Origin of the sequence: Bradyrhizobium sp. B120 (assembly GCF_049075665.1) — a bacterium.
Taxonomy (GTDB): domain Bacteria; phylum Pseudomonadota; class Alphaproteobacteria; order Rhizobiales; family Xanthobacteraceae; genus Bradyrhizobium.
Genome location: NZ_CP185242.1, coordinates 1,184,210 through 1,196,847 on the forward strand (window position 1 = coordinate 1,184,210; position 12,638 = coordinate 1,196,847).

At 65.7% G+C, this 12,638-nt stretch carries 11 protein-coding genes and 1 riboswitch; of the genes, 10 read left to right on the forward strand and 1 reads right to left on the reverse strand.

All coding sequences use genetic code 11. From position 1 onward, the window contains the following. Positions 1-35: 35 nt before the first annotated feature. From ACOIX3_RS05640 to uca, 10 genes are all read left to right on the forward strand, one after another. Positions 36-908, forward strand: a complete 873-nt coding sequence (locus ACOIX3_RS05640) for a helix-turn-helix domain-containing protein (RefSeq protein WP_420968805.1) — start codon at positions 36-38, stop codon at positions 906-908. A gap of 120 nt (positions 909-1,028) precedes the next feature. Then, positions 1,029-2,225, forward strand: coding sequence for a CaiB/BaiF CoA transferase family protein (locus tag ACOIX3_RS05645; RefSeq protein ID WP_420968807.1), 1,197 nt, complete (start codon positions 1,029-1,031; stop codon positions 2,223-2,225). 64 nt (positions 2,226-2,289) lie between these two features. Further along, positions 2,290-3,033 carry an SDR family NAD(P)-dependent oxidoreductase gene (locus ACOIX3_RS05650; protein ID WP_342709292.1) on the forward strand — a complete coding sequence of 248 codons (744 nt, stop codon included), beginning with the start codon at positions 2,290-2,292 and terminating at the stop codon, positions 3,031-3,033. A 4-nt stretch (positions 3,034-3,037) separates the two neighbouring features. Next, positions 3,038-3,682 carry a glutathione S-transferase family protein gene (locus ACOIX3_RS05655; RefSeq protein ID WP_420968808.1) on the forward strand — a complete coding sequence of 215 codons (645 nt, stop codon included), beginning with the start codon at positions 3,038-3,040 and terminating at the stop codon, positions 3,680-3,682. A gap of 309 nt (positions 3,683-3,991) precedes the next feature. Beyond that, a riboswitch (guanidine-I (ykkC/yxkD leader) is annotated at positions 3,992-4,102 on the forward strand. Positions 4,103-4,180: 78 nt separating this feature from the next. Then, positions 4,181-5,254 (forward strand): putative urea ABC transporter substrate-binding protein, encoded by a 1,074-nt coding sequence (locus ACOIX3_RS05660; protein ID WP_420968810.1) that lies wholly within the window; start codon positions 4,181-4,183, stop codon positions 5,252-5,254. 46 nt (positions 5,255-5,300) lie between these two features. After that, the gene (locus tag ACOIX3_RS05665; RefSeq protein ID WP_420968811.1) at positions 5,301-6,119 is read left to right on the forward strand and encodes an ABC transporter permease; all 819 of its coding nucleotides are present in this window, start codon (positions 5,301-5,303) and stop codon (positions 6,117-6,119) included. After that, a complete protein-coding gene (locus ACOIX3_RS05670; RefSeq protein ID WP_420968812.1) occupies positions 6,116-6,949 on the forward strand; it encodes an ABC transporter ATP-binding protein in 834 nt (277 codons plus the stop codon). The genes ACOIX3_RS05665 and ACOIX3_RS05670 overlap by 4 nt, the downstream gene beginning before the upstream one ends. Beyond that, complete coding sequence (locus ACOIX3_RS05675; protein WP_420968814.1) at positions 6,946-7,791, forward strand: urea amidolyase associated protein UAAP1; 846 nt, start codon at positions 6,946-6,948, stop codon at positions 7,789-7,791. The genes ACOIX3_RS05670 and ACOIX3_RS05675 overlap by 4 nt, the downstream gene beginning before the upstream one ends. After that, positions 7,788-8,426 (forward strand): urea amidolyase associated protein UAAP2, encoded by a 639-nt coding sequence (locus ACOIX3_RS05680; protein WP_420968816.1) that lies wholly within the window; start codon positions 7,788-7,790, stop codon positions 8,424-8,426. The genes ACOIX3_RS05675 and ACOIX3_RS05680 overlap by 4 nt, the downstream gene beginning before the upstream one ends. 3 nt (positions 8,427-8,429) lie before the next feature. Beyond that, positions 8,430-11,972: an urea carboxylase gene (uca, locus tag ACOIX3_RS05685; protein WP_420968818.1), complete on the forward strand. Its 3,543-nt coding sequence runs from the start codon at positions 8,430-8,432 to the stop codon at positions 11,970-11,972. 44 nt (positions 11,973-12,016) lie between these two features. Here uca and ACOIX3_RS05690 read toward each other — a convergent pair whose 3' ends face one another. Then, positions 12,017-12,634 carry a GNAT family N-acetyltransferase gene (locus ACOIX3_RS05690; protein ID WP_420968819.1) on the reverse strand — a complete coding sequence of 206 codons (618 nt, stop codon included), beginning with the start codon at positions 12,632-12,634 and terminating at the stop codon, positions 12,017-12,019. Between the last annotated feature and the right edge of the window lie 4 nt (positions 12,635-12,638).

Below are 12,638 nucleotides of genomic sequence, written 5' to 3' on the forward strand. Positions count from 1 at the left end.
ACTTACCATCCGTGCATACGCGGAGGAGATGTCTCATGGAGGACGCGCGTCCGGAGCGGTTTGTCCGCAAGGTCGGCGGTGAGCTGGTGTCGTCCGTCATCGCGCGGTCAGAGCCGATCAGGGTCGAGCTGCTCAGCCGGACCTCGCGGCCCCGCATGAACTGGCACTTCCGCCAGCCCGAGCTGACGTTGTTCTGGTTCCGCAACGGCTGCTCGCGGTTGCAGGCCACGATCAACGGCCGTCCGGTCGAATATGAGTTCTCCAGCGCGGCCAATCTCGCGCTGTTTCCGGCCGGTACCGAGATCGAGGGGGAGTGGTCGGTCGGGCCGGCGTTCGACTATGTGGTCGTGTTCCTCGACCCGAAATTCGTGCAGAGCCGTCTCAATGGCTTGATCGAAACATCAGCGATTGCGTTCGGCCATGACCAGCTCTGTCGCGGTCTCTCCGAACTTTGCCAGGAAGCGACCACGCCGGACGATCTGTTCGATCTGTTCGCCGAAGGCTGGGCCAGCCAGGCGCTGGCCCATATGGCGCGGCTGTCGCGCGGCGCGGAACCGGCGAAGGCGCCGAGCCGTGGCGGACTGCCGGCGCTCAAGCTGCGCAGGATCGAGGAATTCGTCCGGGCCAATCTTGGCGAGACGATCTCGTTGTCGGCACTGTCAGATGTTGCCGGCCTGAGCAAGCGGCATTTCCTGCGCGCGTTCCAGGAGAGCATGGGTACCAGCCCGCATCGCTATGTGCTGGGCCTCCGCATCGAGGCCGCCAAGCATCGCCTCAGCGACACTGACGAGAGCTTGACCAGCATCGCGCTGGCCTCGGGGTTCAGCCACGCCCAGCATTTCTCGTCGACGTTCAGGCAAGTCACGGGTGTCAGTCCGTCGATGTTCCGGCAGCAGGGCCGGGCGTGAATTTCGGCGCTTTTTTGCAAGTCGAGGCGCTTTCCAGCAAGCGCAGGCGCACGGTCCATCGTATGCCGAGGTTGCGCTCAAGGTTTGATCGCGTCCGCGCATTGGAGAAGGAAGCAAAGCATGCCAGGGCCATTGGCGGGAGTTCGCGTACTTGATCTGACCGGTGTCGTTTCGGGCCCGTTCGCGACGATGTTTCTGGCCGATCAGGGCGCCGATGTCCTGAAGGTCGAGCCGATCGGCGGCGACATCACCCGCCGCAGCCGGGCCAATGTCGACAAGACCGGCGAGTTCTCGGCGCTGTTCATCTCGTCGAACCGTGGCAAGCGCTCGCTCTCGATCGATATGAAAACCGATGCCGGCCGGGACGTGCTGGGCAAGCTGGTCCTGCAGTCCGACGTGCTGGTGCAGAATTTCCGGCCCGGCACGATGGAACGTCTCGGGCTCGGTCCGGACGAGGTGCGCAAGAAGAATCCGCGGCTGATCTATGTCTCGATCAGCGGCGTCGGTGAAGACGGGCCTTACGCCAAGAAGCGCGTCTATGATCCGATCGTGCAGGCCCTGTCGGGCTTCTGCGATATCCAGGCGCAGCCGGTGACCAACCGTCCGCAGATGATCCGGACCATCGTGGCCGACAAGACGACGGCGGTCTATGCCGCGCAGGCGATCACGGCGGCGCTCTACGCGCGGGAAAAATCCGGCAGCGGCCAGCATATCCAGGTGGCGATGCTCGACGCGATGATCGCCTATCTCTGGCCGGAAGGCATGATGCAGTACACGGTGGTCGGCCGCGAGCAGGCGACGGCCGATCCGAACGATCGGCCCGATCTCGTGTTCCAGACCTCGGACGGCTACCTCACCTGCGGCACTATCTCCGATTCCGAATGGCAGGGCTTCTGCAAGGCCACTGGCGATCCGGAACTGGCCAGAGATGAACGCTTCGCCACGCCGGCCTCGCGCTCGGTCAATGCCACGGCGCGCATCAACAAGATGCAGGACTATATCGGCAGGCACACCACGGCCGAATGGCTGGCGCGGCTTGATGCGGCCGATGTGCCCTGTGCGCCGATCCTCCGGCGCGGCGAAATCATCGCCAACGAGCAGGTGGTTGCCCGCGGGCTGATCGCCGAGCTCGAGCAGCCCGGGGTCGGCACCGTGCGGCAGCCGAAGCCCGCGGCGCGCTTCGAGGTCGATGCCGCCGCGATCGGCGGTCCTGCGCCGCGGATCGGACAGCATACGAAGCAGGTGCTGTCCGACCTCGGCTACGGCGATGCCGCCATCGCAGAGATGATCGAGCAGAAGGCCGTGCGCGCGGTCTGAGCGACCGCGCCGCGCAACGTCACCATTGCTGAACTGAACAACTGCCGTCGGTGGGAGATGTCCTATGGCCGAGACGAACAAGACTGCCTTATTGGTTGGCGCGGGCGATGCGATCGGCGCCGCGGTAGCGCGGCGCTTCGCCGCCGGCGGCTACACCGTCTGCATCGCGCGGCGCGATGCGGCGAAATCGAGCGCCCTGGTGGAGGAATTGACCGGCGCCGGAAGCCAGGTGCATGCGTTCAGTGTCGACGCGCGGCGCGAGACCGAGGTGCAGGAGCTGTGCGAGCGGGTCGAACGGGAGATCGGGCCGATCGAGGTCTGCCTGTTCAATGCCGGCTCGAACGTCAAGAAGGAGCTGCATGAGACCAGCGAGAAGCTGTTCTTCAAGGCCTGGGAGCTCGCCTGCTTCGCCGGCTTCCTGGTCGGACGCGAGGCGACCCGGCACATGCTGCGGCATGGCCGCGGCACCATGCTGTTCACCGGCGCGACCGCGAGCGTGCGCGGCAGCAGCGGCTTTGCGGCATTCGCATCCGCCAAGTTCGGCCTGCGCGCGGTTGCCCAGGCGATGGCGCGCGAGCTCGGACCGAAGAACATCCATGTCGCGCATCTCTTGATCGATGCCGGCGTCGACAGCCCGGCCATCCACCAGCGGATGAAGGCCGCCACCGGCGTCGACGCATCAGAGATCCCGCCTGACACGTTGACCCGCACGTCTTCGATCGCGGAGGCCTACTGGTTCGTGCACCAGCAGAGCCGCGACGGATGGAGCCATGAACTGGATCTGCGTCCCTCCGTCGAGAAATGGTGACGTCATGCCTGAGACGCTGACGTTATGGGGGGTGGGGACATCGCGGACGATCCGGGCCCACTGGGCATTGCACGAATTGGGGCTGGACTATCACTGCAAGCCGATCCTGCCTCGCTCCGGCGAGACCAAGACGCCGGAATACACGCTGCTCAATCCGCGGCAGAAGATTCCCCTGCTGCAGGACGGCGACTTCACGATCGGGGAGAGCGCCGCCATCGTCGCCTATCTGGCGCGCCATTACTCGAACCCGAACATCTCCCTCGTTCCCGTCGAGGAGCGCGACTTTGCGCGATGGCTGGAATGGTGCTTCTTCATCGTGGCTGAGCTGGACTCGACCAGCCTCTACGTGATGCGCCGCCATGACGTCCAGGGCCTCGCCCATATCTACGGCCATGCTCCGGATGTGGTCGTGAAAGCGGCCGAGTATTTTCGCCAGCAGCTCCGCCATGTCGAAGTCGCCCTGTCGGACGGCCGCCAGTATCTGATGGGCGATCAGTTCACCAGCGCGGATATCCTGCTCGCGACCTGCCTGGTATGGGCGATCGACTACGGTGTCGGGGTCTGCGACGTCGCAACGCCCTATCTCGACCGCGTCACGGCGCGGCCGGCCTACAAGGAAAGCGTCGCGGTCAACACCGTGAAGAGCTGATCGGCCTCGCCATTCAGGGCTGGCGCTGCCGGGGACCGCCGATCTCGCATCCTGGCATCAGACCAAACCGGCCGTGCAGCCCACGCCAGAGGCTGCCGCACAGTACGCTCAGAAGCTTGCGCATCGACTTCCCCCTCGACATCCGCCGACTGCGATCCTGCTGACGCCGCTGACGGAATGACAGAGCCAATTCTGGGCACGCCTGCGTAGTTTTTAAGCAGAGCGTTCTCGCGGCCGCGCGGCGCGCGCCGAAAAATCTCATGAGATTCAAACGTCGGTGCGCTGGCACGCCTCGTGCATCAATGGCGCTGAGTTGGCCGCTAGGGTTCCGATCTTGCGAAGCAAGGTGCTGGTCCGAGAGCAGCCGCTTGCGGGGGAGACATCCTCGCAGGTGCACGGCGGGATAAAAGCCCGGGAGACCTCGTTAGCCAAGGGATTGGCGGAGCGATGGTCTTTTCGCCAGTCCCTTTTTGTGAAGTTTCGCAAGAGGGATCGGCAATGAACAAGTTCTCTTTCTTCCTCCGCTCTGTTGTCACCGGCTGCGCGATCGTGCTCGCGGCCGCATCCGTCGCTGACGCCGCACCGAAGAAAAGCTTCAAGGTCGCCTGGTCGATCTATGTCGGGTGGATGCCGTGGGGCTATGCGGCCGACACCGGCATCGTCAAGAAGTGGGCCGACAAATACGGCATCACGATCGAGGTCAAGCAGTTCAACGACTACGTCGAATCGATCAACCAGTACACCGCCGGCGGCTATGATGCCGTCACCATCACCAACATGGACGCGCTGTCGATTCCGGCGGCAGGCGGTGTCGACACCACCGCGGTCGTGATGGGCGATTTCTCCAACGGCAACGACGCCGTGATCCTCAAGAACAAGTCGGATCTGGCCGCGATCAAGGGCCAGACGGTCAACCTGGTCGAATTCTCGGTGTCGCACTATCTGCTGGCCCGCGCGCTCGAGACCAGCAAGCTGAGCGAGAAGGACGTCAAGGTCGTCAACACCTCCGATGCCGATATCGCAGCCGCCTACAAGACGCCTGACGTCAATGCGGTCGTGACCTGGAATCCGATCGTGACCGAAATCCTCGGCTCGCCCGACGCCAAGAAGGTGTTCGATTCCTCGCAGATCCCCGGCGAGATCATGGACCTCATGGTGGTCAACACGGCGGTTGCCAAGGACAATCCTGATTTCGCCAAGGCGCTGGTCGGCATCTGGTACGAGACGCTGTCCAGGATGACGGCGAACGATCCCGCGGCGAAGGCCGCCAAGGAAGCGATGGCCAAGGCCTCCGGCACCGACCTCGCCGGTTTCGACAGCCAGCTCTCGACCACAAAACTGTTCGACAAGGCAACGGACGCCGAAGCCTTTACGCGCAGCAAGACCATCGGCGTGACCATGGACCGCGTCCGCAAGTTCCTGTTCGAGAAGGACCTGCTCGGTAAGGGCGCGAAATCCGCCGACGCCGTCGGGATCGAGCTCGCCGACAAGTCGGTGCTGGGCGACAAGGCGAACGTCAAGCTGCGCTTCGATCCGACCTTTATGGACGAAGCCGCCAAGGGCAAGCTTTGACGTCAAGCCCTGACGCGCGTCGCGTCGCCTCAAACAGGAGCCGGATATGCGACTTGTGAACATACGGCCGGGACGGCAGACGCGATTCTATCTGCTCGCGCTGCCGTTTCTGTTGGTCGCAATCGCCTACTTCGCCGGCTCCAGCGCGCGGCTCACGCAAAACCCGAACGACAAGCTGCTGCCGGCGCTGCCCAACATGGTGCAGGCCGTCAAGCAGATGGCGTTCGAGGTCGACCCGCGCACCGGAGGCTATCTGATGGCCTCCGACACCGTCGCCAGCCTGGGGCGGCTGGGGTCGGCGCTGGCGATCTCGACGGTGGCGGCGCTTGTCCTCGGCATCGTGATCGGACTGTTGCCGGGTGCCAATGCCCTGCTCGGGCCGTTCGTGTCGGTGACTTCGATGGTGCCGCCACTGGCATTGTTGCCGATCCTGTTCATCGTGATGGGGCTCGGTGAGAACTCGAAGATTGCGCTGATCGTGATCGGGACGCTGCCCTGCATGATCCGCGACCTCGCCATGAAGGTGCAGGAGCTGCCGCGCGAGCAGATCGTCAAGGCGCAGACGCTCGGCGCCTCGACCTGGCAGATCGCGCTGCGCGTCGCGATGCCGCAAACCCTGCCGCGGCTGATCGACGTGCTGCGGCTGCAGCTCGGGCCGGCGTGGCTGTTCCTGATCGCGGCCGAAGCGATCGCATCCGACTCCGGGCTCGGCTACCGGATCTTCCTGGTGCGCCGCTATCTCGCGATGGACGTCATCATCCCCTACGTCGCCTGGATCACGCTGCTGGCGTTCCTGATCGATGTCGGCCTGCGCGTCCTGCAGCGCAGGTTGTTTCCCTGGTTTGCCTCGGTGAGGGCGGAATGAGCGCGATCCGGTTCGACGACGTCTGGAAGGAATACGGCGATCACATCGTGCTCGAGCGCATCACGATGGAGGTCGAGCCGCGTGCCTTCATTGCTCTGGTCGGCCCGTCCGGCTGCGGCAAGACCACGCTGCTCAGAATGCTGCTCGGCGAGGAGCAGCCGAGCCGCGGCCAGATCATGGTCGACGGCAAGCCGTTGAGCGCCGAGCCGGATGCCGATCGTGGCGTGGTGTTCCAGCGCTACTCGGTGTTTCCGCATCTGACCGTGCTGCAAAACGTCTTGCTCGGCCGCGAACTGCGCGACGCCAAATTCACGGCGCGGCTGTTCGGCGCCGCGCGGCGCGCCGCCAGCGACGAGGCCATGGCGTTGCTCGCCGAGGTCGGGCTCGCCGGTCAGGAGGGCAAGTATCCGTCGGCGCTGTCGGGCGGCATGCAGCAGCGCCTCGCGCTGGCGCAGGCGATCATGCGCGGCCCGAAAATCCTGCTGCTCGACGAGCCGTTCGGCGCGCTCGATCCGGGAATCCGCGCCGACATTCACCTGTTGATGAAGCGGCTCTGGAACGAGACCCATCTGACGGTCGTGATGGTGACGCACGACCTCAGCGAGGCCTTCGGGCTCGCAACGCGCGTGATCGCGCTGGAGCGGCAGCGCAACCGGCCGGAGGAGCGCGAGCGCTACGGCGCCACGGTGTCGCGCGACCTCGAGATCTTTCCACGCCGCAGCGCGGAGCCGCGGTCATCAGTTCAACCAGCTCCGATCGGGACGACCCGGTCAGACCAGGAGCATCAGCCGGGACGGCCCGGCGCTCTCGTCTTGAAGGAGCAACCATGATCCTCACAGAGGAACAGAAGGCCGAGATCGCGGCGCATACCCGACGTTACAACGAGCTGAAGGCGGCAGGGCAGGAGCACGCGCCGCGGGCGCTGCCGGCGGCGACCGCGCGCGATGCTGCGCCGATCGCCACTGACGCGATCATCCATCGCGAGGTGATTCCGGCCGGCTGGTACTGGACCACACGGCTGAACCGCGGCGATACGTTGCGCATCGTCAACACGTCGGGGACATCGACCGTCAGCCTGCTCGCCTGGAACAGCGCTGACACCACCGAGCGGCTCAACCACGCCGACACCATCAAGGTGCAGTGGGCGGCGCGGCTGCAGAAGGGCCGCATCCTGCTGTCCGACATGGGGCGCGCGCTGCTCGGCCTCACCGAGGACAGCAGCACCGCGCATGATGCCGTGGTCGGCGGCTCGACCGCGGCGACCAACCTCGCGAAATACGGCGACGGCAATTTCCGCAACACGCGCGACAATTTCATCCTCGCCGCGGCGAAGCTCGGGCTCGATCGCCGCGACGTCCATCCCTGCGTCAGCTTCTTCGCGCCGGTCGCGATCGACGCGGGCGGCAGGTTTGTGTGGTCCGGCGCGCGCCGGCAAAAGGGCGATTTCGTCGATCTGCGCGCGGAGATGGACCTGCTGATCGCGCTGTCGAATTGTCCGCATCCGCTCGATCCCGGGGAAAGCTATCCGCAAGCGAGCGTGGAAGTCGTGCGCTATCGCTCGGCCAAGCCCGCCGCCGATGATCTCTGCCGTACCGCGACGGCCGAGGCGATCCGCGCCTATCAGAACAATGCGCTGTATCTCGGCGAGATGAGCGAAGGAGCCGTGCGATGACCACGCCATCCGCTCAAACCCGCGGTCGTATCGTTCTCGACGTGGAAATTCCCGCGCGCAAGCCATGGTCGGCCATCATCCGCAAAGGCCAGACGCTGCGGATCACGGATACCCATGGCCAGCAGGCGGTCGATACGCTGTTCTATCGTGCCGACGATTTCGGTGAACGCTACAGCGGCCAGGATACGTTGCGTGCGCAGGGCTCGGCCTATGTCGGGCTCGGCACCCAGATCATGTCCAATGAAGGCCGGGTGATGCTGCGCGTCACCGCTGACAGTTGCGGCCTGCACGACACCTCGGCGGGCGCCTGCTCCTGCGAAAGCAACACCGTGCGGTTCGGGCACCAGACCCGCTACCAGCACGCCTGCCGCGAGAACTTCGTGCTTGAGGCCGCGAAATACGGCATGTCGAAGCGCGACATCGTGCCGAACCTGAACTTCTTCATGAACGTGCCGATCGATCCGGTTGGAAATTTCACCGTGGTCGACGGCGTCTCCAAACCCGGCGACGCCATCGAGCTGGTCGCCGAGATGGACGTGCTGTGCCTGATCTCGAACTGCCCGCAGATCAACAATCCCTGCAACGGCTTCTTCCCAACGCCGGTGCAGGTCACGATCTTCGAGCCGGAGGCGTGAGGCATGTTCAGCAAGGTCCTGATTGCCAACCGCGGCGAGATCGCCGGGCGGATCGGAAAGACGTTGCACCGCATGGGCATCGGTTCGGTCGCGGTCTATTCCGACGCCGACCGCTTCACCCGGCCGGTGCTGGAGGCCGACGAGGCGGTGCGCATTGGTCCGGCGCCGGCCGCCGAAAGCTACCTCAACGTCGATGCGATCATGGCGGCGTGCCTTGCGACGGGCGCGCAGGCAGTGCATCCCGGCTACGGCTTCCTGTCGGAGAACCGCCGCTTTGCCGAACGCCTGGCCGAGCACGGCATTGCGTTCATCGGGCCGCGGCCGGAGCACCTTGACGCCTTCGGACTCAAGCATCGGGCGCGCGAGATCGCCGAGCAAAGCGGCGTGCCGCTGTTGCCGGGCTCCGGCCTGCTGGAGACCATCGAAGAGGCGGTGCGCGAGGCTGACAGAATCGGCTTTCCGGTGATGCTGAAGAGCACGGCGGGCGGCGGCGGCATTGGCATGCAGCTCTGCCACGATATGGCGACGCTGCGCGAGCGGTTTGAATCCGTGCAGCGCACGGCGCGCGCGAGCTTCGGCGATGCCCGGGTCTATCTCGAGCGGTTCGTCGCCCGGGCACGCCACATCGAGGTGCAGATCTTCGGCAACGGCAAGGGCGATGTGGTCGCGCTCGGCGAACGCGATTGCTCGCTGCAACGGCGCAACCAGAAGGTCTTTGAGGAGACACCCGCGCCGGGGCTCTCCGCCGCGATCAGGCAACGGCTGCACGCGGCCGCGGTGTCGCTCGGCAAGGCGGTCGCTTACGAATCCGCCGGGACGGTGGAGTTCATCTATGACGTCGCGCGCGAGGACTTCTACTTCCTTGAGGTCAACACCCGTCTCCAGGTCGAGCATCCCGTCACCGAGCAGGTCACTGGTGTCGATCTCGTGGAATGGATGGTCCGGCAGGCGGCCGGCGAGGATGTGCTGGGCCAGGCCGGCGCGCTCACGCCGAAGGGCGCGGCGATCGAGGTGCGGCTCTATGCCGAGAACCCGGGCGCCGGCTTTCGCCCGAGCGCGGGCCGGCTGACGCAGGTCAGCTTTTCGCCGGACGCGCGGATCGACGGCTGGATCGAGACCGGCACCGAGGTCTCGCCGTTCTACGATCCGATGCTGGCCAAGATCATCGTATCGGCCGACACCCGCGACGCTGCGATCGCAAAGCTGACGCAGGCACTGGATGATACGGTCGTCGCCGGGATCGAGACCAATCTCGATTATCTCCGCGCGATCGCGGCGTCGGACGTGTTCCGCAGCGGCAAGGTGGCGACCAGCGTGCTCGGCGCGTTCGCCTATCGCCCCCGCACCATCGATGTCGTCGCACCCGGTGCCCAAAGCGGCGTGCAGGAATTGCCCGGCCGGCTGCATCTCTGGCATGTCGGCGTGCCGCCGAGCGGGCCGATGGACGAGCGGTCGTTTCGTCTTGCCAACCGCGTGGTCGGCAATCCGGAGACCACGACCGCGCTGGAGCTGACCGTCAACGGGCCGACCTTGCGCTTCAACACCGATGCGATCGTTGCGCTCTCGGGCGCACGCATGAAGGCATCGCTCGACGGTGCCGAGGTCGCCCATGACGAGCCGGTCGCGGTGCGCGCGGGGCAGACGCTCGTGATCGGCAGCATCAAGGGCCCCGGCCAGCGCAGCTATCTCGCCGTGCGTGGCGGCATCGACGTGCCCGAGATCCTGGGATCGCGAGCGGTGTTTGCGCTCGGCGCGTTCGGCGGCCATGCGACGGGCTCACTGAAGGCCGGCGACGTGCTGCACATCGGTGCCGAGACGTCGAGCCTTGCCGCGCCTCGGCGCGCAACGGAGGACGAATGTCCACAGCTTGCGTCGGCGTGGCAGATCGGCGTGGTCTATGGCCCGCATGGCGCGCCGGACTTCTTCCTCGACGAGGACATCGAAACGCTGTTCGCGGCGAGCTACGAGGTGCACTTCAACAGCGCCCGCACCGGCGTGCGGCTGATCGGTCCGAAGCCACGTTGGGCCCGCGCCGATGGCGGCGAGGCCGGGCTGCATCCGTCGAACATTCATGACAACGCCTATGCGGTCGGCTCGATCGATTTCACCGGCGACATGCCGATCATTCTCGGCCCCGACGGACCAAGCCTCGGCGGCTTCGTTTGTCCGGCGGTCGTCGCGCGCGACGAGCTCTGGAAGGTCGGCCAGCTCCGGCCCGGCGACACCGTCCGCTTCGTTCCGGTGAAACGCGACGATCCTGTTGCGGGCCCCACGGTGCTGCGCGCGCCCGAGCTCGGCTCGGCCGTTGTCGGACGCCATGATGACGGCCCGATCCCGGTGGTGTACCGGCGCGCCGGCGACGACAATCTCCTGGTCGAATATGGTCCGATGGAGCTCGACATCGCGCTGCGGCTGCGCGTCCATGTGCTGGCGCAGGCGCTTGAAGAAGCAAAACTCGGCGGCCTGATCGACCTCACGCCCGGCATCCGCTCGCTGCAGATCCATTATGACGGCACCGCGCTGTCGCGAACGAAGCTGCTCGATGTGCTCAGACGGATCGAACGCGACTTGCCGCCGGTCGATGCGATGCGGGTGCCGAGCCGCACCGTGCATCTACCGCTGTCGTGGCGGGATCCGCAGGCTGAGCTTGCGATGCGCAAGTATCAGGAGCTGGTCCGCGCGGATGCGCCGTGGTGTCCGTCGAATGTCGAGTTCATCCGCCGCATCAACGGCCTCGGCAGCGAGGACGACGTCCGCCGCATCGTGTTCGATGCCGATTATTTCGTGCTCGGCCTCGGCGACGTCTATCTCGGCGCGCCGGTGGCGACCCCGCTCGACCCGCGGCATCGTCTCGTCACCACCAAATACAATCCGGCGCGGACCTGGACGCCGGAGAACGCGGTCGGGATCGGCGGCGCCTATATGTGCATCTACGGCATGGAAGGGCCGGGCGGCTACCAGCTGTTCGGCCGCACCATCCAGGTCTGGAACACATGGCGCACCACGAAAGTGTTCGAGCCGGGTCATCCGTGGCTGCTGCGGTTCTTCGACAAAATCCGATTCTTCCCGGTCGATGCCGATGAGCTCTTGGACGCACGCGCCGCGTTCCCACACGGGCAATACGACATCAGGATCGAGCAGGGCGAATTCTCCTACGCCGACTACGCGAAGTCCTTGGCCGATGCGCAGCCGTCGATTACTGCGTTCAAGGCGACGCAGCAGGCCGCGTTCGATGCCGAGCGCCAGCGCTGGCGCGAGATGAAGCTCGACGAGGCGCCGGCAGAATCGATCGATGCGAGTGTCGTCTCGACCGGCATTCCCGACGGCCAGGTCGGCGCGTTCTCGGAGGTGCCCGGCAACATCTGGAAGATCCTGGTCGAGGAGGGCGCGGTGGTCGCAGCCGGCGACACACTCGCCATCATCGAGTCCATGAAGATGGAGATATCAGTGCATTCGCCGAGCGCGGGCCGCATTGCGTCGGTGCCGGTCAAGCCCGGACAGACGTTGCGCGCCGGGGATGTGGTGGCGTTGATCCGGCCGGAGTAGATTCGGCCGCATCGATCTGCTGCGGTCCTGTCCCCGTCATGGCGCTATGGGGGGCGATCGGACGGAAGCCGACTGCGCCACGTCTCGTTGGCAAGGAACCGGCGCTGTCGGTCGGCGATGGCGGGCCATCCGGAGCGTACCACGCTGAGCACCGCAGCGTCGGCGGATGGACCTTCATCGCAGGCAAAATAGGCGCGAAGCCGTCCCTCGCAGCGGAAGCCGAGGCCGGTGTAGAGCTCGAGCGCACGCCGCAGGCGCCAATCCAGATGCACCTCGGCCCGCTCGACGGCGAGCACCTCAAAGGCATACCGCGTCATGAGATGCGCGACATGGCTGATGAGCAGGATCTCGTCCAATCGTCCGCTGCTCCAGATCGGCGCAAACCTCGCCCGCTTCTCCTCCGGCTCGAGCGCCGCGAATGCGGTGAGGCCGATGATGTCGCCTGACCCGGCGTCTTCGATCGCGAACGCGGTCGTGACGTTCGCGCAGCTCAGTGTGGCTGCCATGCGCGCGGCCGCCGCCCGGCCGGAGCCGCTGCGATCGAGCTGCCGAAGCATGCCGGCGTCCCCGAGCGGCTTTGCCCGCGAGATCTCGGAACCGTGGATCCTGGTCAGCACGATACGGTCGGTGGCCAAGGCGGCATGGCTGTCTGCGAATTGCATGCCC